Origin of the sequence: Parafannyhessea umbonata, assembly GCF_900105025.1 — a bacterium.
Classification (GTDB): Bacteria; Actinomycetota; Coriobacteriia; order Coriobacteriales; family Atopobiaceae; genus Parafannyhessea; species Parafannyhessea umbonata.
Genome location: NZ_LT629759.1, coordinates 1,971,966 through 1,997,630 on the forward strand (window position 1 = coordinate 1,971,966; position 25,665 = coordinate 1,997,630).

General features: G+C 65.3%; 13 protein-coding genes and 1 pseudogene. 3 read left to right on the top strand and 11 right to left on the bottom strand.

From position 1 onward, the window contains the following. Positions 1-162: 162 nt before the first annotated feature. Positions 163-732: a phosphodiesterase gene (gene yfcE, locus BLT96_RS08920; RefSeq protein ID WP_090864320.1), complete on the top strand. Its 570-nt coding sequence runs from the start codon at positions 163-165 to the stop codon at positions 730-732. Positions 733-859: 127 nt separating this feature from the next. Here the strand turns inward: yfcE and BLT96_RS08925 are convergent, their stop codons facing one another. The 10 genes and pseudogenes from BLT96_RS08925 to pcp form a co-directional block, all read right to left on the bottom strand. Next, on the bottom strand, positions 860-1,522 hold the full coding sequence (locus tag BLT96_RS08925; RefSeq protein ID WP_090863680.1) for a DUF3862 domain-containing protein: 663 nt from the start codon (positions 1,520-1,522) through the stop codon (positions 860-862). Between the two features lie 296 nt (positions 1,523-1,818). Beyond that, positions 1,819-3,213, bottom strand: coding sequence for a serine/threonine-protein kinase (locus BLT96_RS08930; protein ID WP_090863681.1), 1,395 nt, complete (start codon positions 3,211-3,213; stop codon positions 1,819-1,821). Then, positions 3,213-3,701, bottom strand: a complete 489-nt coding sequence (locus BLT96_RS08935; protein ID WP_090863684.1) for a helix-turn-helix domain-containing protein — start codon at positions 3,699-3,701, stop codon at positions 3,213-3,215. The genes BLT96_RS08930 and BLT96_RS08935 overlap by 1 nt, the downstream gene beginning before the upstream one ends. Further along, on the bottom strand, positions 3,694-4,332 hold the full coding sequence (locus tag BLT96_RS08940; RefSeq protein ID WP_090863686.1) for an indolepyruvate oxidoreductase subunit beta: 639 nt from the start codon (positions 4,330-4,332) through the stop codon (positions 3,694-3,696). Before BLT96_RS08940 ends, BLT96_RS08935 begins: the two co-directional genes overlap by 8 nt. A 1-nt stretch (position 4,333) precedes the next feature. Beyond that, positions 4,334-6,139, bottom strand: a complete 1,806-nt coding sequence (locus BLT96_RS08945) for a thiamine pyrophosphate-dependent enzyme (protein WP_090863688.1) — start codon at positions 6,137-6,139, stop codon at positions 4,334-4,336. 264 nt (positions 6,140-6,403) lie between these two features. After that, positions 6,404-7,168: a phosphotransferase family protein gene (locus tag BLT96_RS08950; RefSeq protein ID WP_090863690.1), complete on the bottom strand. Its 765-nt coding sequence runs from the start codon at positions 7,166-7,168 to the stop codon at positions 6,404-6,406. Positions 7,169-7,209: 41 nt separating this feature from the next. Next, entirely contained in the window at positions 7,210-9,795 is a 2,586-nt protein-coding gene (adhE, locus tag BLT96_RS08955) for a bifunctional acetaldehyde-CoA/alcohol dehydrogenase (protein WP_229769751.1), read from the bottom strand. A gap of 452 nt (positions 9,796-10,247) precedes the next feature. After that, positions 10,248-11,888 carry a class I adenylate-forming enzyme family protein gene (locus BLT96_RS08960; protein ID WP_245719264.1) on the bottom strand — a complete coding sequence of 547 codons (1,641 nt, stop codon included), beginning with the start codon at positions 11,886-11,888 and terminating at the stop codon, positions 10,248-10,250. Positions 11,889-12,145: 257 nt separating this feature from the next. After that, positions 12,146-13,116, bottom strand: a pseudogene (locus BLT96_RS08965) (homoserine O-succinyltransferase). Positions 13,117-13,388: 272 nt separating this feature from the next. Beyond that, a complete protein-coding gene (gene pcp / locus BLT96_RS08970) occupies positions 13,389-14,003 on the bottom strand; it encodes a pyroglutamyl-peptidase I (protein ID WP_090863694.1) in 615 nt (204 codons plus the stop codon). A 256-nt stretch (positions 14,004-14,259) separates the two neighbouring features. On the opposite strand from pcp, the gene BLT96_RS08975 reads away from it, so the two are divergent. Next, entirely contained in the window at positions 14,260-16,053 is a 1,794-nt protein-coding gene (locus BLT96_RS08975; protein WP_090863696.1) for a DEAD/DEAH box helicase, read from the top strand. Positions 16,054-16,135: 82 nt separating this feature from the next. Beyond that, positions 16,136-17,479 (top strand): class I SAM-dependent rRNA methyltransferase, encoded by a 1,344-nt coding sequence (locus BLT96_RS08980; protein ID WP_090863698.1) that lies wholly within the window; start codon positions 16,136-16,138, stop codon positions 17,477-17,479. Between the two features lie 438 nt (positions 17,480-17,917). Here BLT96_RS08980 and BLT96_RS08985 read toward each other — a convergent pair whose 3' ends face one another. Beyond that, entirely contained in the window at positions 17,918-25,603 is a 7,686-nt protein-coding gene (locus BLT96_RS08985) for an InlB B-repeat-containing protein (protein ID WP_090863700.1), read from the bottom strand. Positions 25,604-25,665 lie beyond the last annotated feature (62 nt).

Here is a 25,665-nt window from a genome sequence, read left to right on the forward strand (position 1 = left end):
TTGCGCTATAGGGTTCGGTCACGGGGGCAGCGTTTCTCGCCCCGCGACATCTACGCAGGTAAACGCCGCTGTTTGACCGCAGGTGCCCCCAAGTGGGACCATCGGTCCCAAGCCAAAAACTCATGTGGCGCCCCTGTGGAGGCCACAGAAGTGGAGAAGATCATGAAGCTCCTGATTGCGTCTGACATCCATGGCGCGGCCCAGTGGTGCGCGCGCCTCATGGACGCCATCGACGCCGAGCAGCCGGACCGCGTCGTCCTTCTGGGCGACCTCCTGTACCACGGGCCCCGCAACGACCTCCCGGCGGACTACGCCCCGAAGGAGGTCATCGCGATGCTTAACGGGATCGCGGACCGCGTCATCTGCGTGCGCGGCAACTGCGAGGCGGAGGTCGACCAGATGGTGCTGGACTTCCCGTGCATGGCGGACTACGACGTGCTGTGGGACCCCCAGGCGCCAAACCCGCAGGCCGCGGGCGCGGGGCGCGAGCTCTTCCTCACGCACGGCCACGTGTGGGGTCCGGGCATCCACAACTCCATCGACCGCATGCCCACGCTTCCGGCCGGCGCCGCGATCGTCTATGGCCACACGCATAAGAAAGTGAACCAGCAAAGCGAGGCGAACCCCGCCGTGTGGTGCTTCAACCCCGGCAGCGTGGGCATCCCCAAGGATGGCTCGCACAGCTTTGGCATCTACCAAGACGGCAGCTTCGAGCACCGCATCCTGGAATAGCGCCACATCAGGCGAGAAGGACCAGCGACCATGGCCGCCAGTCCTTCTCGCCTGCGTTGTTTACTTTCTTGGACGCCCATGCGGGCGCCGGGCCGGCGTGCTACGCCTCGCCTCCAGAACCCCGGTGCTAGCCATCCAGTCCGTACTGCGCCTTAGAACTGACGCTTCCGTCGGTGAACGTGATCGACGCACTGGACCCAATGGACTCGCCGGTCCAGTTGTAGAGCTGGGAGGTGTGGCCGGAGATCTTGGTATCGCTCTGGAGCTCTCCGTCGCCGCCCATAATGTCCTTGACCTGGTCATACGTCATGCCAGTCTGCACCTGGTTGTACTTGTCCATCGTAGCTTTCGCGGCGGACTGATCGTTCACGCCAAACTGGGCCTTGTTAACGACTTGGTCGTTCTGGAACGTGACGTTTGCGACGCCAAAGCCGTCGGACTTCCACTCGTAAATCGTCGTGGTTATGTCGCCCACCTGGTTGGTGGTCTGCTCGGTTCCATCGGAGCCGATGATCTGCTTCACCTGCTCGTAGCTCATACCGTTCTCGATCTTCTTGAACTTGTCTGCATTGATCTTCGTATCGTCAGACGAGTCCGAACCGCCCTTCTTGGTGTTCGTGGTGCCAGAGGTGGCAGTGGCAGACTCCCCGCCCTTGTCGCTCGACTTGCTTCCAGATCCACCGCTCGCGCAAGCCCCGGCCACCGCGATGATCGCGACGATGACAACTACCAGCAGAAGCTTGTGCCCCTTCTTCTTTGGGGCGCCGTCCGTGTCGCTCTTCCTCGACATTGTTGCTCCAATTCTCCCGAATCCAACAGGGCGCCGGCGTCGCGGCTCCCATGGCGTTGGGCACCTTTTCGGCCCTCGCGCTTAACCAGGTGCCGACGCACGACCGATGTTAGGTTTCGGGAAGAGCAAAGTCCTCTGCTGGCAGCAGAGTCGGGCAAATTTCGTCACGTGAGGCGGCTACATTGGGCGCGCCTAGCGGTACGAATGCCTTTCTTTTCATATTTTATGTTCTAGAGCTTCCCAGGCGACGTCGCTTGAGGACCACCTTCTTCGCACGAAGTTTCGCCTTGGACCATTTAGCCGACAATCGCAACCGCCACGATATCCAACGCAAACAGCGCCGCCAGCCACAGCAGATGCATGCCCTCCCGACGCACTAGCACGCTCACACGCCCGTCTGTTCGGTCGTATCGCCCCAGCCGAAGCAGGCAGCACACGGGCTCCCAGCCAAAGGCAAATGCAACCCACACGGCCAGGCCAACCCCCAACACTGCGGAGTATTGTCCGTATGCAACCGTTGGCCTAAACACCATGTACCAGCAAGAAACTGCCAACAGAACGGTACTGAACGCCACGAACGCGGCGAGAAGAACGCAGGCCGCCTTCGTCCCGGCCCCTGCGGCACGAAACGCCATCCAGAGGTCCCGGGCGCGGACATGTTCGACGAGCCGCGCATCCCGGTCGCGTAGGGCCCGCGCATCGACAGCGGTGCCCGCGACATCTGCGGCATGCGCGTCACCCGCACGAGCCGCGTCGCCCGCGACGCCATAGCTCACGGCAGAAGCCGCGGGCTCAACTCGCGTCGAATCCACGCCAGCAATCGTTGCGGCAAGCGCACGCTCGAGCTCGCCTGCGGACTGATAGCGGGCGGAAGGCTCGAAGGCCGTTGCCTTTTTGATTACCTTGCGCAGGGCCGGCGACACAAGCGGAGACTCCTGTGCCGCAGAGCCGAACGAAGCGTCTGCCGGGTCCGCCGCCGTAAGCGCGTATGCCAACACGCGGCCAAGCGAAAAAACGTCCGACCTTGCGTCTGTCTGCGCAAACCCATACTGCTCCGGCGCCGCGAAGCCCCACGTACCAAGGCGCGTGGTATCGTGCGAGGCGCCGTCCACGCGCATGCGAGCAATCCCCAGGTCGATGAGGTGCGCGCCGTCCGCGGCCACCACCACGTTTCCAGGCGCGATGTCCCGGTGTACCACGCCCGCCGCGTGCAGCGGCGCAAGCGCCTGGCACAACTGCCGCGCCAGCGCCACCGCACACCCCGGCGCCAGCGGCCCCCGCTCCCGCACAAGCTCGCGCAGAGTGGGCCCCTCCACATAGTCGTACACCGCCACGAGCGCATCTGGCAGCCGGTACAGCTCGCGCACGTGCGGCAGCCGAGAAACGCCGGCCGCCTTGGCCGCCGGCACCGCCGTGGCCTCGCCGTGCGCACCCGCCGCATCACACGCATCCGCGAGCTCCGCCACCTGCAGCGCGCGCCACGCGGACTCGTTCGCAAGCGGCGCCGGCATGCACTTGCGCACCAGCAGCACGGGCTCGCCGGGTCGCGGCTCGCGACGTGCCACAAGCTCCGTCGTTCCACCGTCGCCCTGCGCCAGCACGCGCACGGGCACAAACGAGTCGTCCAGATCCATCGCAGCCAGCAGCGCCTGGTCGTCCGGGTCAGCCAACATCGAATCGATCGCCGGCATCACTCCACGGCTCCCGCGCCGTCGGCACCGATGGTCTTCTCGCCCAGGCGGAAGAGCTCGTCGTCGCACTCGAATTGCGTGTAGCCGTGCTCCAGGCAGAAGATGATCACGGCGTCGCGACGGACCTTGCAGTACAGCTCGGAGTGGCCGGCACGGCGCAGCAGGCGCTGGGCCTCGCGCAGGCTGCAGCCAAGGCCAAACGCAAGGGCGATGGCCGTGTCTCGGCTGGGACGGCGCGCGCCCTGGAACACCTGGTATCCAAACGAGGGACTCACGTCGCACGCGCGCAGCACGTCCGCGCGCGTGCGGCCCTTCTGCTGCAGAAGGCTGCGCAGATAGGCGGCAAAATCGCGCTCGCCCACCTGCGTCTGGTCCAGATACTCCTGCGGCGTGGCGCTCGCGAGCAGGCGGGCCAGAAGCTCCTCCGTAAGGGGCTCGTGGTCCGCGGCGCCCGCCGCACCCGTCGCGCCCGGGCCCGCGCTAGGCAAGGGCCGCCTCCCGGCCAAGGGCAAACGCCTTGAGGTTCGCGTCCACGGTCTTGGGCGGTACGCGACGGCGGATGGCGTCCTCCCACTCCTCGCGCGAAAACGGCAGCGCCGTGGAAAGCGCGCCCACCAGCACCACGTTGGTGGAGCGGGGGCTGCCCGCCTCGCGCGCGATGGCGCCGGCGTTCATGCGCGTGGCGCCCAGCGCGTCCAGGCGCCGGTCAACGTTCTGCGGCATGGTTGCGTTTCCTATGTTCACGGGCACGGGGGTGATCGTCTCGTCGTTCACAAAGAGGCGCCCTCCCTCGCGCAGGAACTGCTGGTTGCGCAGGGCCTCCATCGCCTCGAACGCCACCAGGACGTCCGCGGTGCCCGGGTCGCAGATCATGCTGTCCACCTTCTGGCCCATGCGGATGATCGTGCTGACCGATCCGCCGCGCTGGCTCATGCCGTGGATCTCGGACACCTTTACGTCCAGGCCGGCCTCGCTCGCGCACATGGCCAGGATGTTGCCGGCAAGGATCGTGCCCTGCCCGCCCACGCCCACCAGCAGGACGGTCATGGTCTTCTCCAACGTGACGCGCTTGCCAAGCTCGATGGTCGAGGCCTCGGCGGATGCGGTTGCGTGTGGCATGCTACTCCTCCTCGAACGCGATGCAGCCAAACGGGCAGCTCTGCACGCACTGGTTGCAGCCGATGCACTGGGTCGGGTCGATCTCTGCGCTGCCGTCCGCCGCCTTGCCCAGGGCCGGGCAGCCAATCTGGATGCACGATCCGCACTTGCGGCAGTCCGTGATGCGCGGCGCCGGGCGAGAAGTGCGGTCGACCAGTCGGCACGGGCTCTTGAAGATGATGACGCTCAGCCGGTCCGTGTGCGACGTGGCCGCCTTGAGCGCGCGGCGGATGGCCTTGAGGTCCTGCGCGTCAACCACGCTCACCTCGTCCACGCCGATGGCCTGGCACAGCGCCACCAGGTCGAGCGGCTTGCCCGCCGGCCGGTCGAGCATGCTGGGCTTCTGCGCGGCGTCCATCAGGGGAGAAACGCGCGCCGCCTGCTCCGTGAGCGTGAGGCCGTTCACGGGGTTGCCCTGGGTGCCGGTCATGGCCGTCGTACGGTTGTCCAGGATGCAGAGCGTGCCCGTGCCGCCGTTGTAGACGGTGCCCAGCAGGCTCGTGATGCCGGAGTGCGCAAACGTGGAGTCGCCAATCACGCCCACGACCGGCCTTCCCGTGCGTTCCGGCGCGGCGGCGAGCTCCATGCCGTGCGCCATGGAGAAGGACGCGCCCATGTCGATGACGGAGTCGACCGCCTTGTACGGCGCGACGGCTCCGAGCGTGTAGCAGCCGATGTCGCCGCACACGATGGCGTGCATGCGCCTGAGCTCGCAGAAGACCAGCCTGTGCGGGCAGCCGGCGCAGAACGCGGGCGGGCGCGGGGGCAGGTCCTGGGCCGCCTGCTCGTGGGAGGGAAGCTCGGCGCCGAAGCTGGCGCGGATGTGCGAGGGGAAGATCTCGCCGGAGCGCGGCAGCGGAGCCGCCGGCGGCTCGCTCAGGTCGACGCCCATGGCCGCGATGGCGTCGCGGAAGTAGCGGCACGCCTCCTCGACCACGTACACCTTGTCCACGGACGCCGCAAACTGCCTCAGGCGCTCCGGTGGCAGCGGCCACGTGAGGCCGAGCTTGAACGTGGATGCGTTCGGCAGCGCCTCGCGCACGTGGTTGTACAGCGCGCCAGCCACGATGACGCCGATGCTGGTGTCGCGCATCTCGACCCGGTTGAGCTCGCTCTTCTCGGCAAACTGCACCAGGGCGTCCTCGCGCGCGTTCGTGGCCTGGATGCGGCCGACGGCAAACGCCGGCATCATGACGTACTTCTGGGGCGCGGACGCGTAGTCGCGAAGCGGCGCATCCTCGCGCACGCCCGCGGGCTCGACCATGGTGCGCGTGTGCGCGATGCGCATGGTCTCGTGCAGCATGACGGGAGTGTCGAAGCGCTCGGACAGCGCAAACGCCTTGCGGCTGAACTCGTAGGCCTCCTGCGAGTCCGCAGGGTCCAGGCACGGGATGCGCGCGAACGCCGCGTACGTGCGGGAGTCCTGCTCGTTCTGCGAGCTGTAGCACGATGGGTCGTCCGCGGCCAGCACCACGAGGCCTGCGTTCACGCCCGTGTTCGCGACGGACATGAACGGGTCTGCCGCGACGTTCACGCCCACGTGCTTCATGGTCACGAGCGTGCGTGCGCCCGCCATGGCAGACCCTATGCCCACCTCGAGCGCGACCTTCTCGTTCGGCGACCACTCGCAGTAGACGTCCTTGTGCCTGACCAGGTTCTCGAGCGTTTCCGTCGAAGGCGTGCCGGGGTACCCCGTGCCAACCCTGACGCCGGCCTCCCACGCGCCCTGCGCTATGGCCTCGTTGCCCGAAAGCAGCTGCTTTGCCATCGTTTCTCCCATCGCCAACCCGCGACGAGCCAGCCAGGCCGCCCCGCCGCAGGACCCACGTCACGAGCACCGGGCTCGTGCCAGGGCTCCATTGTCTAGGATAGTTGTTTCGATTTTGACAACAAGGCCGTGCAATGGGCAAGCGGCGGCAACGCGCGCCACGGGCGAGAAGCGCAAAGGGGACGGGGCCGCACGCGGCGACCCCGTCCCCTGTCCTGCTCATGTCATGCGGTGCGCGCCCTGTGCCGGGGTTGCGCCCCCGGGCTACTCGTAGTCGCCGACGGAGATCCAGCTGAGGAGGAAGTCCTTCTCGACCACGCGGCCGCGCGCAAGCTCGGCCGCCGCGACGATGGGGAACCACTGGCTGACGTACTCGACCGTGGTGCCCTGCAGCTCGCAGTAGGTCTTGAGGTAGCTCTCCGCGAAGTCGTCCTGACCGTTCAGCTTGAAGTGCAGGTACGAGACCGCGCAGTCCGCCGAGCCGTCGCCCTGGCTAGCGTGGGCCCAGTCGCAGATGCACGCGGTACCGTCCTCGCGGACGATCACGTTGGAGGGGACGAAGTCGCCGTGGCAGATCTTCTGGTGGTTGGGCATGCCGTCCAGACGCATCAGAAGGTCGTAGCGGGTGGACTCGTCCAGAACCTCCGTTACGGAGTTAATCATGCGCGTGTACTTGTCCTTCTGGCGGTTCATGAGGTCGTTCCTGTGCTGGTGCACGTCGAGCTGGAGCTTCACGAAGTCCTTCATGACGTCGTCCAGCCTGGAGGGGTCCTCGTCAGCAAGATCGCGCATGGTCTTGCCCGCGACCTTCTTGGTGACGAGCGCCCAGGAGCCGTCGACCTTGCTGACCTCGACGAGCTGGGGCACGTCGATGCCGGCCTGGTCCGCGCGGGCTAGGTTCAGCGCCTCGTTGAAGACGTCCGCAGGCGGCTTCGTGGCGTTGAACACCTTGGCGACGGTGTCACCGCAGTCGTAGACGACCTTGTTGTGACGGGTCCTGATGACCTTCTTGTCCTTGGGTAGTTCCATGGTGCAGTCATCTCCTCATCTTGCGTGTACGACAAGAAACGCTACTCGGAATCGCGGATGGTCAGGCCCTTGTCCTCGTAGGAGGTCGCAGGACGGCCGTAGTAGGCGTCCAGGTACAGGGACTTGATCTCGGCCACGAGCGGGTAGCGCGGGTTCGCGCCGGTGCACTGGTCGTTGAATGCGTTGAGGGACATCTCGTCGAGCGTGTCAAGGAAGTACTTCTCGTCCACGCCGTAGTCGGCGATGGTCTTCTTGACGCCGATGTACTCCTTCAGGTCCTCGATGCCTTGCATGAAGTTCTCGAACACCTCGTCGTCGTCCTTGCCGGTGAACCCGCAGAAGCGGCCCATCTCGGCGTAGCGCTTCTTGGCCTGCGGGTACTGGTACTGGGAGAACGTGCCCATGCGGGTGGGACGCTCTGCCGCGTTGTAGCGGGCGACGCGAGTGAGGATGACGGCGTTGGCCCAGCCGTGCGGGATGTGGTGATAGGCGCCGAGCTTGTGGGCCATGGAGTGGTTCACGCCGAGGAAGGCGTTCGCGAAGGCCATGCCGGCGAGGCAGGAGGCGTTCGCCATGTGATCGCGGGCCTCGACGTTGGTGGGCTCGCTGTAGGCGGTCGGCAGGTAGTCGAACACGAGCTTCGCGGCCTTCAGCGCGATGGCGTCGGTGTAGTCGGACGCCATGATGGAGACGTAGGCCTCCATGGCGTGGGTAAGGACGTCGATGCCGGAGGCGGAGGTGAGGCCCTTGGGCTGCGTCATCATGTTGTCGGTGTCGACGATGGACATGGTCGGCATGAGCTCGTAGTCCGTGATCGGCCACTTGATGCCGGTCTCGGCGTCCGTGATGATGGCGAACGGCGTGACCTCGGAGCCGGTGCCCGAGGAGGTCGGGATCGCGACGAACTTGGCCTTCTCGCCCATCTTCTTGAAGCGGTAGACGCGCTTGCGGATGTCCATGAAGTCGACGGCCATGTCGTCGAACTTCTCCTCCGGGTGCTCGTACATGGTCCACATGATCTTGCCGGCGTCCATCGCGGAGCCGCCGCCGATGGCGATGATCACGTCAGGCTCGAACGCGCGGAGCAGCTCCACGCCCTTCTGGGCGTCCTGCAGCTTCGGGTCGGGCGAGATGCTCCAGAAGCTGGAGTGGACGATGCCCATCTTGTCCAGGGGCTCCTCGATCTTCTTGGTGAAGCCGGACTTGTACAGGAAGGAGTCCGTGACGATGAAGGCGCGCTTGCAGCCGTAGACCTCCTTGAGCTCGCGGAGGGCGACGGGCATGCAGCCCTTCTTGAAGTAGACCTTCTCGGGGGTACGGAACCAGAGCATGTTCTCACGCCTCTCTGCGACCGACTTGATGTTGAGCAGCTGGTGAACGTCGACGTTGCCGGAGAAGGAGTTGCCACCCCAGGAGCCGCAGCCCAGCGTGAGGGACGGCGTGAGCTGGAAGTTGTAGATGTCGCCGATGCCACCCTGGGCAGCAGGGGTGTTGATCAGGATGCGGCAGGTCTTCATGGCGTGCGCGTGCTTCTGGACCTTCTCGGTCTCGCGCGTGTCGATGAAGAGCGAGGAGGTGTGGCCGTAGCCGCCGTCTGCGACGAGGCGGGACGCCTTGGCGAGCGCGTCGTCGAAGTCGCTCGCGCGGTACATGCCGAGGATGGTCGTGAGCTTCTCGTGCGCCCAGGGGTTGGAGGGCTCGACGGACTCGGTCTCGCCGATGAGGACCTTGGTCCAGGCGGGAACCTCGACGCCAGCGGTCTCGGCGATCTTGGTGGCGGGCTGGCCGACCATCTTCGCGTTGACGGCGCCGTTCACGATGACGGTGTTGCCGACCTTGTCGATGTCGTCGCCCTGCAGGAAGAACGCGCCGCGCTTCTGGAACTCGGCCTTGACCGCGTCGTACACGCCGTCGAGGACGATCACGTTCTGCTCGGTGGCGCAGATCATGCCGTTGTCGAACGTCTTGGACTGCATGATGGAGTTGACGGAGTTCACGACGTCTGCGGAGTCGTCGATGATGGCGGGGTTGTTGCCCGGGCCGACGCCGAGGGCGGGGGTGCCGGAGCTGTACGCGGCGTTGACCATGCCGGGGCCGCCGGTCGCGAGGATGATGTCGGCCTCGGACATGAGGGTGTTGGTGGCGACCAGGGACGGCTTCTCGATCCAGCCGACGATGCCTGCGGGCGCGCCGGCCTCGACCGCGGCCTCGAGCACGACGCGGGCGGCCTCGGTGGTGCACTTCTTCGCGCGCGGGTGCGGGCTAATCATGATGGCGTTGCGGGTCTTCAGGCACAGCAGCGTCTTGAAGATCGCGGTGGAGGTGGGGTTCGTGGTGGGGATGACCGCGGCGACGACGCCGAGGGGCTCGGCGATCTTCGTCATGCCGTAGGCCTTGTCCTCCTCGATGACGCCGCACGTCTTGGTGTCACGGTACTTGTTGTAGACGAACTCGGCCGCGAAGTGGTTCTTGATGACCTTGTCCTCCACGACGCCGTAGCCGGTCTCCTCGTAGGCGAGCTGGGCCAGGGGGATGCGCTCCTTGTTGGCCGCGAGCGCTGCCGCCTTGAAGATCTTGTCGACCTGCTCCTGGGTGTACGTGGCGAACTTCTTCTGGGCCTCACGCATCTGGGCGAGCTTCTCGGTCAGCTCCTCGTCGCTGTGGACGATGATGGCCGCGCCGTCATCGCGAGTTGGCTCTTCGACCTGCGGAGCTTTTGTCTCGGGGGCTTCGGACATGTCTTCTCCTTCTGTCTTGATACGCCCGAGACGCCTGAGTCACGGGCATACGTCGCCTTACGACTAGGCCAATTGTATTTGAGATGGAGATTTTTTGCTAAGTCGAATCGAAAACGTTTCCAGTCCACATCGTTCTGATGACGTTGGCCAGTGAATGATATTCATTTCGAGAACCGCAGAATGCCTGCATGTTCGCCCTTCGCAGGTCACAAGCGGTGTTAGCCTCATTTGACATTTTCCTGAATACGGGGCGAGAAGAACCGCATATCAACAATTCGCATGGCGTATGCATCCGCGCGAAGCCCATGGCCGTACGAGCACAACAAAAACGCACGTCCAGGCTAGGCCTGGTTCTCCCTGTCCACAAGACCCGTGGCCCCGTAGCGGCGACGCAGGAGCGGCTTCTCGATCTTGCCGGTGGGGTTGCGCGGCACATCCGCGAAGATGATCTTGCGCGGGCGCTTGTAGCGTGGGAGGCCCATGCAGAAGTCGTTGATGTAGTCCTCTCCCACCTTGCCGACGAACTCCGGCTTCAGCTGCACCACCGCGGCGGCGATCTCGCCCAGGCGCTCATCCGGAAGGCCTATGACAGCAACGTCCTGTATGGCGTCGCAACCGCTCATGAAGTCCTCGATCTGCACGGGGTAGAGGTTCTCGCCACCCGTGATGATGACGTCCTTCTTGCGGTCGACGAGCCAGTAGAAACCGTCCTCGTCCTGCCTGGCCATGTCACCGGTGTGCAGCCACCCGTCCACGAGCGTCTCTGCGGTGGCAGCGGGGTCCTTGTAGTAGCACTCCATCAGACCGGGGCCCTTGACGCACAGCTCGCCGACGGCCCCCTGCTCCACAGCCTCGCCCTTCTCGTCCACGATCTTGCACTCCCAGCGATAGCCGGGAACGCCGATGGCGCCCACGTGGTCGATGTTGTCCAGGCCAAGGTGCACGCAGCCGGGGCCCGTGGATTCCGACAGGCCGTAGTTGGTGTCGTACTGGTGGTTGGGGAAGACCTCCTTCCAGCGGCGGATGAGGCTCTTTGGCACGGGCTGGGCACCTATGTGCATGAGACGCCACTGGTCGAGGTGGTAGTCCGACAGCGTGACGGTGCCCTCCTCGATGGCGAGCAGGATGTCCTGCGCCCAGGGAACGAGCAGCCAGACGATGGTGCAGCGCTCGTCGGACACCGTCTTGAGGATGGTCTTGGGGCTCACGCCGCGCAGCAGCACGCCGCGTCCGCCAACGGAGAGCGAACCCAGCCAATGCATCATGGCGCCAGTGTGATACAGCGGCGGGATGCAGAGGAAGACGTCGTCGTGCGTGGTCTTGTGGTGCACGGCCTCCATCTGAGCGGCCTGGGTAAGGCTCTGGTGGTGGTGCAGAATGGCCTTGGGGAAGCCCGTGGTGCCGGAGCTGTAGTAGATGGCCGCATCCTCGTTTTCAGAAAGCGGAATCATGGGGTCGGCGCTGGAGCAGAGCATCGCGAGCTCACGGTAGCTCTCCGCCCACGTGGGGCAATCGTCCCCCACGTAGAACAGCAGCCTGCCGCGCTGGATCTGCGGCACGATCTGCTCCACGCGTCCAATGAACTCCGGACCAAAGACCAGGATGTCCGCATCGGCCTTCTTTATGCAATACTCAATCTCATCCGGGGCATAGCGGAAGTTAAGCGGTACCACGGCGGCGCCGGTCTTGAGGATGCCAAAGTACAGCGGCAGCCACTCGATGCAGTTGTAGAGGAGAAGGGCCACCTTGTCGCCCTTGTGCACGCCTCGCGACAGCAGCAGGTTCGCAAAGCGGTTGGCCTGCTCGTCGAACACCTGCCAGGTCATCTCGCGGCGGAACGGCTCGTCCTCCGTGTTTTCGACCAGGTCGTACTCGCGCCACGTGACGTGGCGGTTCTCGCGCACCTCGGGGTTGACCTCGACGAGGGCGGTCTCGGTGGGATATGCGGCCGCGTTGTGACGCAGCATGTCGACGATGGTCAAGCTGTCCTCCTTGGCGAGCGTGGGCCGGGCCGCACGTGGCCCGCATTGCGATGGCGCCGGCGCGCCACCCCAACAGTCTAGACGTTATGCCATGCTTGACGTGTGCGATTGGGCGCGCAATATGCAACGCGGGCATGATGCGCCGGGCGCAGGCCGTCGTCGCCGGGAGGCGTGACTTATCTACTTGTTTATCTACCACTTATTCAAATGAACAAGTGCTTGAATAAGTTGGTATATAAGTGGGCGCGGGGGACCAGCTACGCCTCGAACTTGTCCACCATGCCATCGTTTGACGCACACAGCTGCGTGATGGTCTGGGGAATCTGGTCTATGTCGTACGGGGTCATCTGGTAGACCCAGTTGAGCCAGTTGCGATACAGCAGGTTGGCGTGGGCGCGCCACGTGAAGAGCGGCTGCTGCTCGGGGTCGTCGTCCGGGAAGTAGTTCTCGGGGATCTTGATGGGCAGGCCCTTCTTGAAGTCGCGCCAGAACTCGTTGCTGAGGGTGTCGCGGCCGTACTCGAAGTGGCCCGTCACGTATATCTCGTGGAAGTCGCGCGTGGCAAGGAGGGCCGGGCCCGTCTTGAAGCTTTCCGACAGCACGTGGAGCTCGGGGTGCTTCGCGAGCTCGTTGGTGTCGATCGCGGCGTGGCGCGAGTGGGGCATGTTGTGGACCTCGTCGAAGCCGTTCGTGAGGAAGCTGTACTCGTCGCACAGGCGCTGTGGGAAGACCCCGAACAGCTTGCTCCCCAGCTGTTTCTTGGGGATGCCGTACAGGTGCCAGAGCCCGGCCAGCGCGCCCCAGCACAGGTACATGGTGGAGAGCACGTGCTCCTGGCTCCAGTCGATGATGCGACAGAGCTCGTCCCAGTAGTCGACCTCCTCGAACGGCATCTGCTCCACGGGCGCGCCGGTGATGATGAGGCCGTCGTAGTTGTTGGACTTGAGCTCGTCAAACGTCTGGTAGAACTTCACGAGGTGGTCCTCGGGGTGTTTTTGGACTCGTGGCTCGAGACGCGCATGAAGTCGCAGCTCACCTGCAGCGGGGACTTCGAGATGAGGCGCAGGATCTGGGTCTCGGTCTCGACCTTGGTAGGCATCAGGTTCAGGATCGCCACGGCAAGCGGGCGAATCTGCTGCTCGGTCGCGGCCTCCTCCTCGAGCGCGAAGATGCGCTCCTGGTGCAGGATCTTCTTGGCAGGAAGGCCGTCGGGAATATTGATGGGCATGTTCTTCTCCAAAGTAAAGCAGTTGCAAGACCGAGTTTGCGCCCCTGGGCTGAGGCGTCCCGGTCCCCGTTCAGGCGGCCCGCCTTGAATCCGTCACGCAGTGGGGCCACCTTGCGTGACGCTAGCGCATTCGAAACGCCGTGCCGGCCGGCAACGCTTTGGCTTTTGCGAGCATACCGAACTCTCCCTCTACGTCCGCGGCCGCGCGCCGCAGGACGCCTACTACCTTAGCAACTTTCCGGCCGGCCAGGCGCGCGATTTGCGCGCCGGGGCTAGTCCCGCGAGCAGGCACACTCAAGAGCACTCACGATCGCCTTCCGCATGAGCGGAACGGGCATGCACGGCGTTGCCTCCGGCAGGCGGCGCGCCTGCTCAGGCGCGTACGGCACGTGCACAAAGCCGGCGCGAACCGTGGACCGGGACTTCGCGAGCGCATGAAGCGTCGAGAAGAGCACGGCGTTGCAGACGTAGGTGCCTGCGGTGTACGAGACCGCCGCGGGCACGCCGGCATCGGCCATGGCCTGCGCCATCGCATGGACGGGCAGCGTGGAGAAGTGCGCGTCCGGGGCGCCCTCCAACAGACGCGTTCCCCGTGGCCGCGCGCCGTCGTTATCGGGGATGCGAGCGTCCGCGTAGTTGATGCCCACGAACTCCGGCGTCACCTTGGCGCGACCGCCCGCCTGGCCAAGGCAGAGCACGATGGCGGGATTCTCGCGCTTGATCGCCGCAAGCACGGCAGCCGGCCCGCGGCTAAACGACACGGGGATTCGCTCGCAGACCACGGCGTGGCCCGCGATGGTCGCAGGGAGCGTGCTTACCACCTCCCACGAGGGGTTCGTCCGCTCTCCCCCAAAGGGCTCGAAGCCCGTAACCAAGATCTTCTCCATACGCGTCACCTTTCCTGCGCTACAAACGCCCTTCCCGGCGAGGAGCCCGCGGCCAACGGGCCGGGCGACCCTTACGACGCCAGAGGCAGTGTACCTGCAAAATGGGCCAGCGCAGCACGGCGCTCGCGAGCCGAGAGGGGCGGTCTTGTGCGCAGGCAAGAACGTCGTGCGCCTGACCTGCGCAAATTGTGTGCGCACGCGCCGCCACGGGCGCATGTTGGTGCAAGATTCGCCCAGTTGGTGGATACTAGGGGTCATGAACAAGTCATTTGCCGAGCTCGGGCTAGACGAGCACATCCTCCGGGGCATTGACGCCCTGGGCTTCACCACACCGACACCCGTGCAGGAACAGGCGATTCCGCTGGTTCTTGCCGGCCGAGACGTCATCGCGTCCGCGCAGACGGGCACGGGCAAGACGGCTGCGTTCGCGCTGCCGATTCTGCAGCTTATCGAGCCGTACTCGCGTGCAGCGCGCGAGGAGCAAGAGCGCCTTGCCAACGCGGCCGAGGTTGTCGAGCCACAAGTCGACGCCCAGGCGGCCCCAGCCGACGCGGCCAAGCCGCAAGTCGACGCACAGGCGATCTTGGCCAGCGCGCCAAGCGCAGGCGTGACGGACGAGAGTGCGCCGGACGCCGGCGACGCCTACGACGGCCCCGACGTGCTTGCGGACGACGCGCCCGATGGCAGCGCCTCCGTTTCTGCCAAGGTGGACGCGGACGGCAACATCCGTCCCACCCGCCGACCGCGCCGCCGCCACCACAAGGCGGCGACCAAGCCCGAGGCCGACTCGCAGGACGGTACGCGTGATGCGGAGGGCTCGCACGCAGCCGACGCCGACAAGCCAAAGTCAGGCGCAAGGCGCGGCGGGAAGTCGTCCGCCAGCCGCAAGACAGCCAAGGCCCACAAGTCCGAGGCGGGCCGCAGCAAGGCCGACGGCAAAAAGCGCCGCCGCTCGCGCAAGCGCGGCAGCAAGGGCGACGCAAGCCTCGCGCCAAACCCCAACGCTCACCCGTTTGGGCCGTTCGCGCTGGTGGTTACCCCCACGCGCGAGCTCGCACAGCAGATTGAGGATGTCGTCTCCGTCGTCTGCGAGCAGACGGGCCAGACGGCCGTCGTCGTGATGGGCGGCGCGAAGCTCGACCGCCAGATCCGCAGGCTCGAGGCCGGCTGTGACCTGCTCGTGGCCACGCCCGGGCGCCTGCTCGACCTCATGGAGCACGGCCACCTGAGCCTTGCCGACGTGAAGGTCTTCGTGCTGGACGAGGCGGACCGCATGCTCGACATGGGCTTCTGGCCCAGCGTCAGGCGCATCGTCGCCGCACTGCCCCGCGAGCGGCAGACCCTGCTCTTCTCGGCCACGATTCCGCCCTCGATCAAGGGCACCGTGGACACCATGCTCAAGGACCCGGCCACGGTCGAGATCGCGCGCGTGGGACAGACGGCCGATACGGTGGAGGAGCACCTCTGCCCCGTCACGCAGGGTCAGAAGCTGCAGCTGCTCGAGGCGTTGCTCAAGCGCTACACGCCGGAGCGCGTGCTTGTGTTCTGTCGAACGAAGACCCGCGTGGACGAGGTGGCGCAGATGCTCCGCCGCGGCGGCTTCAAGTGCGACCTCATGCACTCCGGGCGCAACCAGAGCGAGCGCGAGCGGGCGCTCAGGCGCTTCCGCTCCGCGGAGGTGCAGGTGCTCGTGGCCACCGACGTCATGAGCCGCGGCATCGACATATCCGGGATAGACGCCGTCGTGAACTTCGACGTACCCATGGACCCGGAGGACTACGTGCACCGCATCGGCCGCACGGGCCGCGCCGGGCACGAGGGCCTCGCGTTCACCTTCGTGGCGCCGGACGAGATCAGCCCCCTGCGCGAGATCGAGTACTTCACGAGGAAGCTCGTGCCCGTGTGGGACCTCGACGGCTTCGAGTACGATTCCGCGCGCATCGTCCCCAACCCCGGACGCAGCACGTCCAAGCCCACGCGCAGCCTGTTCAACGGCTCGCGCGCACGCGGGCGCGGCATCCAGGGCGGCCGCTACGGCCGTCACTACTAGGCCGCGTCCCACAGCTAGGCCACGGCACACGACCGTGCCGCGGCGCATCCCGCAGCCCACCAACCACAGGAAGGCCCATCGCATGAGGCAGCTTCGCCCGTATCCCCAGGTAGTCGTCACGGCCAAGGCGGCCCGCTCGCTCAAGGGTGGCCACCCCTGGGTGTTTGAGGGAGAAGTGCTGCGCGTCGAGCCCGCACCCTCGGACGGGCGTGCGCCGGCAAACGGGGACGTAGTGGACGTGGTGGAGGAGAACGGCACCTACCAGGGAACCGGACTCCTCTCGCGGCAGAGCAAGATCCGCGTGCGCGTGGTGAGCAGAAACGCGAACGACCGCTTCGACGCGTCATTCTGGCGCCGCAAGATCGAGTGGGCGTGGGAGCACCGCAAGGTCGCGATGGGCTCGCTCGCGCTGCCCGGGTGCGAGCCGGACACCAACTGCTGCCGCGTGATCTTTAGCGAGGCTGACGGGTTCCCCGGGCTCATCGTGGACCGCTACGAAGACGTGCTGGTGTCGCAGGTGGGCACCGTGGGCATGCAGCTGTTGCGCCCCACCATCTACCCGCTGCTTTTACAGGTGCTCCAGGCGGACGGCGCCACCATCCGCGGCATATACGAGAGGAACGACTCCCCTGCCCGCGCAAAGGAGGGCCTGTCGCTCCACAAGGGTTTCTACGACTTTGTGGCACCCGGCGCCGTGGCGGAGGGGCTGGACGTGCCGGCGCTTCCCATGCCGGACAGCGCCCGCGTGCTTGCGCGCGAGAACGGGATCCTGTTTGACCTGGACATCGAGAACAGCCAGAAGACCGGGTTCTTCCTTGATCAGAAGTACAACCGTCGTGCCGTGCGCAACATCGCGGCCGGAAGGCGGGTGCTCGACTGCTTCTGCCACGTGGGGCCGTTTGGGCTGAACGCCGCGGCCGGAGGCGCTCAGTTTGTGCGCTGCGTGGACGTGAGCCAGACCGCCATCGACCTCGCGCGCCTAAACGCCCGGGCAAACAATCTGGAGCTCGCTCCCGACGGCAGCGAGCGCATGGCGTTTACCTGCGCAAACGTGCTCGATTACCTGCCGCACCTGCGTCAGGACAGGCAGGCGCTGCGCCAGGAGGGCGGTCCGTTCGACCTCATCGTGCTCGATCCGCCCGCCTTCACCAAGAGCCGCTCCACCGTGCGCAACGCCGCCCACGGCTACCGCGAGATAAACTACGAGGCCATGCGCCTGCTTCCGCGCGGCGGCTATCTTGCCACGTGCAGCTGCAGCCACTTCATGACGCGCGACCTTTTGGCCAAGGCGATCGCCGAGGCCGCCCACCAGGCAAACGTGCAGCTCAAGCAGGTTGAGGAGCGTCAGCAGGCGCCAGACCACCCCATCCTGTGGGGCGTGCCGCAGACCCACTACCTCGACTTCTTCATCTTCCAGGTCGTGTAGGAACTCGCCTACGCCTACCCCTGCCGCGCCGCCTGCCCGCGCAGGGCCACTGCCTCCGGATGAACCTCAAGATGCGCACCTGGCACAACCCCGACCTCGTCACCGCGGCGTTCGGGCTCATGCCCATCAGCATTGCCCGCCTTGCGCGACCGGTAGCCTCTCTTCCTACACGTGGGTCGAGGTCATTCTCACGCTCGCTTGGCCCGTCCTCAACTACTGAATCGCCTTCCTTCCGCCCCTCTACCGGTGGATGGGCGAGAAGTCAAACCGCTACGGCTTCTTCCCCGACGAGGTAATGAAGTTCGAGCGCTACATGCAGGGAAAACGCTCCAGAAAGAGCACACCTTAGCCACGCCCGCCAAGAGAGGGACCCGGTCCCACTTGAGTGGGACCGGGTCCTGTCAGCTCGCTGCGAGGACTACGAACCGTCCTTGGCGACTACCCCCTGTGACTGCGACGACGCCTGTAGGCGAGACCAGTCGCGACCATGCCAAGGCCGACGATGGCGGCGACCATCGGAGCGGTCGCGCTGTAGGGATCGCCCGTCTTGGGCATGGCAGCACTCTTGGGAGTCTCCTTCTTTGCCGGGGTGGCCGGAGTGGTGGCTGCCGGCTTGGCGGGCTCGGGCGTTGCGGGCGCCTCTGTCACCTTGAGGGTGCCGATCTTCTCGCTCGTGACCTTGTAGTTGCCCTCGAGCGCCGTGCCGTCCCACACGATCTGGTACGTGTTGTCGGAGGTGCCGGGCTCGGTCTGGCTGCCGGTGAGTCGCAGCGTGGCCGTCTCGTCGCCGACAAGGCCCTCGAGCTTGCCGCCCGCGGTGAGCGGCTGGCCGTCGTAGGTCTTGCTGGCGGAGTCCGTGGTGACGGTCAGCGGGGCCGGCGTCAGCGTAAGGGTGCCGTTCACGATGGCGATGTTGGTGAACCAGTCGGTAACGTCCTGGTCGCCCCTCATGATGTGAACGCTCTCAGCATCGATCACGTTGTCGCTCGTGCCGGCGTTGGTCTGCGAACCGCTGACGGTCGCAGTGACGGTGAAGAGTTTGGGGTCGACCTCCTCCATCGTGACGTCGTAGCCGCCCGCGGTGAGCGGGGTGCCGTCGTACACGCGCTCCGCGCTCTTGGCGCTGATGGTGACCAGGGCGCCGGTCGGGGTTACCGTGAGCTTGCCGAGGTCATAGTTGACCTCGTAGTCAGTCGGGAGCGCGGTGCCGTTCCAGACGACCTCGGCGGTGTTGGGGACACCCTTCTCGTTTACGTCGGTAAGCGTGCCCGTCACGTTGATGGTGAGGGTCTCTCCGTTGACGGCGTCATGAGTGGCTCCATCGGTCTTGGTGAGCGGGGTGCCGTCGTACTCCTTGGTGGCGTCGAGCGTCTTGACCGTGAGCGTCGCCGGCTTGATCTGGTAGATCCTGGTGACGGCACCGGTGTAGTTGCCGGTACCCTTGACCGTGATGACGATGTCCTTGCCAGTCACGTGGGTGGTCTCGCCAACGTAGGCGAGGGTGTAGTCACCGGTGGACTCGGGCGCGAGGACGCTGCCGGACGTGAGCACGTTGCCGTTGCGCGCATCGGTGACCGTCACGGGCTGGAGCTGGGACAGACCGTTGTACGTCACGTCGGTGGGATAGCTCACGACGAAGTCGGTGGTGGAGATGTCGGAAGGGGTGATGACCAGCTTGCCAGGCACGCAATTGGGAACGTAGTTCTCGGTCACGTCGTTGCCGTTCTCGTCCAGGACCTTCATGCCGGTCCTGTCGAAGGTGCCCTCATAGGTCTTGGCGTCGGTACCGGTGGCGGAGTAGGTCAGGCCGGTGACCTTGTGGCCCTTGAGCAGGCCGTCGTAGGTGATGCCGGTAACGCTCTTCGGCGTCCCGTCGTAGACGTAGGACCCGGACTCGCCGGTGATGGTGAGCGGGATGCTGGCGTGCTCGATTGTGAGCGTGCCGTCCGCCACCTCGACGTTGACCTTCTCGTAGTTGGGGCTGGTGGCAACGAAGTCGCTCGGCTTGAGGTTCATTTGGTAGGTGCCAACCAGAGTGCCCTTCGCCTCTGCCGTGCTGCCCTTCGCGAGGTCGACGGTGATGGTCTTGTCGACCTCGTCCGCGTTGCTCGTGTAGCCGTCAACCGACTGTTCGGTTCCGTCGTAGGTGACCTTCTTCGAGTTGCCCGTCACCTTGATGGTGACAGAAGCGGCCTTTGTCACGGTGAGCGTGCCCAGCTTGGTGGTGATCACGTAGTTGGAGGCCTTCGTGCCCTCGTTGAGTTTGTAGGTGAATCTGTTGTAGCTGCTGCCCGCCTCGGTCTGCTGGCCGGTGAACTCGTAGGTGGCGCCTTCGCCCGCGACGAAGCCCTCCTCGCCCTCAGGCACGGTGCTGGTTACCTCGACCTCGTGCAGCTCGTGCGCCTTCTGGTCGTACGTCCAGATTCCACTCTTGGAAGTAATGGTTATCTGGCGCGGCCTGACCGTGAGCGTGCCGTCGGTGGTGACGATTGCGCCATCGGCAAAGTAGGTGCTCACATCGTGGCCGGCGGCGTCGGTCACCTTGTAGCTCTCGACCTTGTTCGCGGAAGTGCCCGCGTCGGTCTGGCTGCCGGCCACGGTGGCGGTGACGGTGAGCACGTCGGGCTTGCCCGTCACGTCGTACGCATCGCTCTCGAGAGGCGTTCCGTCGTACACCTTGCTGTCGCTGGCAGCGGTGATGCCGAGCTTCGTGGTGCGCTTGGTCACCTTGAGGGTTCCCACGCTCTCCACGACGTTGTAGTTCTGCTGGAGCGCCGTGTAGGAGATGGCGTCAAGCCCGAGGGGGCTGACGGCGGTACCCCACGTGATCCTGTAACCGTTGGGGGTGCTGCCCGGGATGGTCTGGGAGCCGGTGACCTCGAAGCCGATCGTCTCGCCGTTCACGAGGCCGGAGTAGCTTCCGCCCGCAGTCAGCGCCGTACCGTCGTACTCCTTCTGCGCGGAGTCCGTGGTCACGGTCAGGGTCGCCTTCGTGATGAGGTAAGTGAGGTCATGCGTGTCGTCGGTGGTCACGGTTCCGGTGTAGTTGCCCTTGCCGGTGACGGTGATAGTGACGCCCTTGTCAGTGACGTTGATTGTGTCGCCGGTGTAGCTGAGGTCGTAGTCGACGCCCTCCTGCAGGTCCTCGCCAGTCACCGCATCATGAACGGTGATGGGCTGCCTCTGCGTCTTCCCGTTGTAGACGGTGTCCTTGGGCTCGGAGACCGTGAAGCGGTTGGAGTCCGTGATGTTAGCCTGATCGATGGTCAGCTGGCCAGGGGTGGTCGTGACGCTGTAGTTCTGCGTCTGGTCCACGCCGGAGGCGTCCGCGATCGTTGCGCTGCCCGTGAACGCACCGGGGTAGGTGCCAGCGTCGGTGCCGGATGCCTTGTACTGCAGGCCGCTCAGCGTATGGCCGTCGAGAAGGCCGGTCACCGTGGTGCCCGTGAGCGCGTGCGGCTTGCCGTCATACGTTATCTTTTCGGACTCTCCCTTCACCTCGACGGCGAAGCTCGCCTTGGTGATCGTCAGCTTGCCATCCGTGACCTCGACCTTGAGGTTGCTGTAGTTGTTGCTCGTCGCAGAGAAGTCATCTGCAGTGAGACCCATGGGGTACTCGCCCACGTTGGTGCCCTTCGCCTCCGCCTTGTGTCCGTCCTTGAGGCTGACGGCGATGCTCGGATCGATGGGGTCGGTCGCAGACTTGCTCCAGCCGGTGGTGGACCAGCCGGTCACGCTCTGCTCGCTGCCCGTGTATACCTTTTCGGCCGTGTTGCCGGCAACGTAGATGGTGATCTCGGAGGCGTCCGGGGCTACGGTCAGCTTGCCCGGCTCGAGCGTCACGTTGTAGTTAGACTCCTTCGCCGTGCTCCTCTCCCAATCCACGGCGAAGGTGTTGGGGACGGACCCGGCATCCTTGATGGAGGCCGTGACGTTGGTCGCAATGGTCTCGCCCTTGACCGGCTCGGCGGAGCCGGGCTTCACCGTCACGGTGTGGTCGGAGTGCGTCTGCCCGTCGTAGGTCCAGCTCTGCGTCGCGGAGACGAGCGTGACGTTGCGCTTCTCCACCGTGAGCGTGCCGTCGGTTCTCTTCACGTTGGTGAAGTTTCTCGTCACGTCGGTCCCGTCCTTGAGGGAGATCTTGTAGCTGGCAATCCTGTTCGCGGTGCTGCCGGCATTCTTGATGCTGCTGCTGCCAGTCATCGTGACAGACACGTCGAACAGGCTCGCGTCGAAGTCCGAGGTCGCCTTGGCGTACGCGCGCGCGGTACCGTCGTAGGTCCAGGTCTTGCTCCCGGCCACGATTGTGTGCTCGACGTCGCTCTTGGTGACTTCGAGGGTGCCCACGCTCTCCTCGAGCAAGTAGTTAGACCTCTTGGCGGTGTACTCGTTGCCGTCGCCGGCCCACGTGAGCTCGTAGGTGTTCTTGGAGGTGCCGACCTCCGTCTGAGTGCCGGTCACCTTGAGGCCGACGGTCTCGTTGTTAACAAGGCCGGTTACCGTGCCATCGGCGGTCAGGGCCGTGCCATCGTACGCCTTGGAGGCGTCCTTCGTAGTAACCGTAAGCTTGGCAGGCTCAATGGTGAGCCCACCGTTCTCCACCGTCACGCTCACCTTGTACTTGCCCTGGCTCTCGCCGCCGAGCTCGTACTTGATGTCCTGCGGATAGGTGTCAGCGTCGGTTCCGGAGACGGAATCGCCGGTCACGCTCAGCGTCAGGCCATCGGGCAGCTGCGACTGCGCCTTGCCGTCCACGGTGATGGTCGTCGTGTAGCCAGAGAGCTGCTGCTCGACCCCGGTGTAGGCCCTGGAGTCGGAGTTGCCCTTGATGGCAACCTTCACCACGGCGCGCTTTGCCCACTGGGCGTACAGCGTGTTCGCGCTCAGGTTGTCGATTCCGATCGTGTCGCCGGACGCCACGGCAGTGCCGGAGCCATTGGCTGCGGTGTTCCAGCCCGTGAAGTAGTAGTCGTCAGGAGCGGAGAAGCCCACGCCCTCAAGGCTCGAAGCCTTGAGCGAACCAGCCTTGCTTCCCGTGGTCCCGCCGCCGTAGTTGTTCTCGACATCCTCGAGGACCGTCTTGGTAGCTGCCGTCATACCGGCATCCGCCGGATAGTTGGCATCGTAGGTGAGCGAGGCGGTCTTGGGCTTCTCGCCCCACTGCGCGTACAGCGTCACATTGTGGTTCGCGTCCGTGTATTCGGAGATGCGCAGCTTGGTCCCGACTCCCACGGAGGTGCCGGAGCCATCCTGGGCGGTGTTCCACCCCAGGAAGACCTTGCCCTCAGGGGCCGTGAGGCCGTCGGCGGACAGCACGCGGGCGTCCGCGTACAGGTCATACTTGGTGGGGTCCGTCACGGAACCGGTGCCGCCGTTGGCGTCGTAGACGACGGAGTAGACGTCGGTGGTGATCCAGAACGGGTAGAGCTCGACGTCGCTCTGCACGAGCGTGTCGAAGTTGTACATGACGAACCGCCCGTCCTGGTAGGTCGCCCAACCGGCCCACTCGGCGCCGGCGGGAAGGGTGATGGTGCCCTTGGACGCGTTGCCGGAGAAGACGGTCTTGCTGTCGGAGGTCACGACGCTGGGCAGGTCCTCGGCAGAAATGGTGGTCCCATAGTCAACGTCGGAGCTGGTTATGTCCGTGCCGCCCGTATTCATGGAGAGGTGCGCGGTGACCTTCTTGGTGGGAGGCGCCCACTTGGCGTACAGCGTGAGGCCGGCCGCAGGCATGGTCTCGGTCGAGAAGTCGAACGCCTGCGTGCAGGCGCTGTCCTTGTACCAGCCCTGGAACTCGTACGCGGAGTCGACGCCGTCCGGGCGGGCGGGCGTGTAGCTCGCATAGCTCGCAAGGGAGCCCCCGTACGTCACCCTCTCCTTGCGCGAGGTGGTGTTGTAGTTAAAGAAGGACAGCGTGTAGGAGTTACGGCTGTAGCGAACCTGCAGGTCGTCCGTAATGGATACCGAATCGCCGGCAGTCACCGAACGCCACCCACCGATGCCGATCCGGTAGGAGCTGATGGTGAACCCGTTGTACTTGTTGGTGAAGTACCACGTGCCGCCGGAACTCTCCGTGGAGTTGGCCGCCATCGACGGCCAGGAGCCGTCCACGTTCTGCTTGTAGTGGCTTATGGCGTATTGTCCCCCCTGCGGTTTCTTGCCACGAAGGACGAGCGTGGCGTCGGCATTCAGAAAGGCGTCCAGGAAGGTCACGTGCGTATCTTCGTCATCGTACCAGTCGTACTTGGTCGGCCACGTGTAATTGTTCTGCGCGAGCGTCTGCCCGTACAGACCGGTCATGGTCTTGTAGGTCTTTCCGTCAACGCGGTACTGAATCGTGCGCATCTCGCGGTCGTAGTACACGTTCACGACGGTGGTACCGTCACCCTTGACCGTCACGTTCTTGTCCGTGAGGCTGGTGTTGAGCGAGAAGCCCGCCCAGCTCTTGTTCTTGTCGACACTCGACGGACTGACGCTATCGCCCGTGGTGGCGTTGCGCGTTGCGGCCTCGGCGAAGTCCCAGGTCTTCTTCGCGTCGGTGGCGTCCTTGGAATCGTTCACCGACTGCTTCCAGATGACCACCGTGTAGGTGGTCTTGGCAGGGGACCACACGGCGTAGAGCGTGGTCGCCTCGGTAATCTTGGTGTCCCAGTCCCAGTTGGCCGTGGTGGCATCTTCCTTGGTGGCCCACCCTTCGAAGGTGTAGCCCTTGCGGGTCGGGTCCGTGGGCTTGCTCACGGTCGCGCCCTTGATGGCAAACTCGGGCGCCACGTACGTGCCACCCTGCGAGTCGAACGTCACGTAGTTGCCGCCCTCGATGTGGGGCCAGAGGGTCACGTCCGCGGCGTCGTCGCTCTCGAAGGTGTATGACTCGATCTTCGCGCTGGCGTCCTGGGAGTCCGCCGCCTCCTTGGAGGTGTACCAGCCGGTGACGCCCTTGGTGGAGGGCAGGGGGATGGTGACGTCAGAGACGCTCACCGTCTCGCCGGTACCGCAGGTGCGCGTGGTGCTCACGCGTCCCTGGTCATCCATGAAGCTGACGGTGTGCGACACCTCAAACACGGGGTACACGGCAACGGTCCCGCTCGCGGGGACCTTCACGGTCGTGGACGCCGTGCCCACGGGCAGGAAGTCCGCGCTCGTACCGTCCTTGGTGAGGGTCCAGCCCAGGAACTTGTGCCCGGTGAGCGACGGGGAGTCCGGCGCGTAGACGGTCTCGCCGTTCTTGACCTTCTGCTCGTTCATCACCTTGCCGTCGGCACCGTAGAACTGGTAGGTCGCGACGACGGGCTCGTTCTCGCCGGTCACGATGTAGATGGAGAAGTGCGTGGCGCTGACCGTCGGGTTGGCGGAGACGTCCCCCGCAATCTTGGTGGGCTCCGCGCCAACGGAGTCCATGTGGTACACGTCGACCTTGTCTCCGGTCACGCCGGTGTTGGAGAAGCTCACCTCCACGGCGCCGTTGGGCTGGATCTGATTTCCGTCGGCATCCAGGAGTGTGACGTCGATCGCCTTGAGGGACTCGACCTCGCGACCGGCCGCCTCGGCCGCGTCGGACACGGCGTCGCGGACGGAGTCGGGACTTACCTCGCTGGCGGTGAGCTGCACGCCCTTGGGCAGAACGCCCTGCGCTGCGTGCACGGTTACCTGCGTGGCTCCCGCGTTGGCCGCGAGCGTGACCTCCGGATACGCCTCGTCGGCAGCGTCTGCCTGGCCGGACGCGTCCGCGGAGTCAGTGGCGGCAGTCTGCTCGGTCGTCGCCGCGGGCATCTCCGTGGTGGTCGTCTCCGTCGGTTGCGCCTGCGCGGTGGGCTGCTCGGCCTGCGCGCTCGCGTCCGTGGCCGTCGTCTGCTGCCACGTCTCAGTCGCAGCCGGAGCCGACTGCGCGGGCTCCGCCACGGTCGTCCCCTCCTGCACGGTGCCCTCGGACTCCGTGGTCGCCGCATCGGTCTCCGGCTCGACGGCGGTAGCCGCTGCAGACTCCTGCAGTTCGTCCGCCGCCTCGGCCAGCGCCGAGACGGGCACCATCGAGGTGACCATCGAGACAGAAAGAAGGAAGGAGAGCGCAAGCCTCCATCCTCCACCCTCTGAGCGCTTGAAGTAATGCCCTCTTCTGCCAGACATGAGACCGCCCTCCCAAACTGTCGCCGAACGAGTGCGAATGACGAATACTTCAGCCTAGGTTC

What these genes read in the sequence shown, in the direction of transcription:
- BLT96_RS08950 (WP_090863690.1), bottom strand. Translation starts at nt 7,168, where the DNA reads ATGGAACTACCCAAGGACAAGAAGGTCATCAGGACCCGTCACAACAAG.
- adhE (WP_229769751.1), bottom strand. Translation starts at nt 9,795, where the DNA reads ATGCGTGAGGCCCAGAAGAAGTTCGCCACGTACACCCAGGAGCAGGTC.
- BLT96_RS08980 (WP_090863698.1), top strand. Translation starts at nt 16,136, where the DNA reads ATGAGGCAGCTTCGCCCGTATCCCCAGGTAGTCGTCACGGCCAAGGCG.
- yfcE (WP_090864320.1), top strand. Translation starts at nt 163, where the DNA reads ATGAAGCTCCTGATTGCGTCTGACATCCATGGCGCGGCCCAGTGGTGC.
- BLT96_RS08975 (WP_090863696.1), top strand. Translation starts at nt 14,260, where the DNA reads ATGAACAAGTCATTTGCCGAGCTCGGGCTAGACGAGCACATCCTCCGG.
- BLT96_RS08945 (WP_090863688.1), bottom strand. Translation starts at nt 6,139, where the DNA reads ATGGCAAAGCAGCTGCTTTCGGGCAACGAGGCCATAGCGCAGGGCGCG.
- BLT96_RS08930 (WP_090863681.1), bottom strand. Translation starts at nt 3,213, where the DNA reads ATGCCGGCGATCGATTCGATGTTGGCTGACCCGGACGACCAGGCGCTG.
- BLT96_RS08925 (WP_090863680.1), bottom strand. Translation starts at nt 1,522, where the DNA reads ATGTCGAGGAAGAGCGACACGGACGGCGCCCCAAAGAAGAAGGGGCAC.
- BLT96_RS08940 (WP_090863686.1), bottom strand. Translation starts at nt 4,332, where the DNA reads ATGCCACACGCAACCGCATCCGCCGAGGCCTCGACCATCGAGCTTGGC.
- pcp (WP_090863694.1), bottom strand. Translation starts at nt 14,003, where the DNA reads ATGGAGAAGATCTTGGTTACGGGCTTCGAGCCCTTTGGGGGAGAGCGG.
- BLT96_RS08985 (WP_090863700.1), bottom strand. Translation starts at nt 25,603, where the DNA reads ATGTCTGGCAGAAGAGGGCATTACTTCAAGCGCTCAGAGGGTGGAGGA.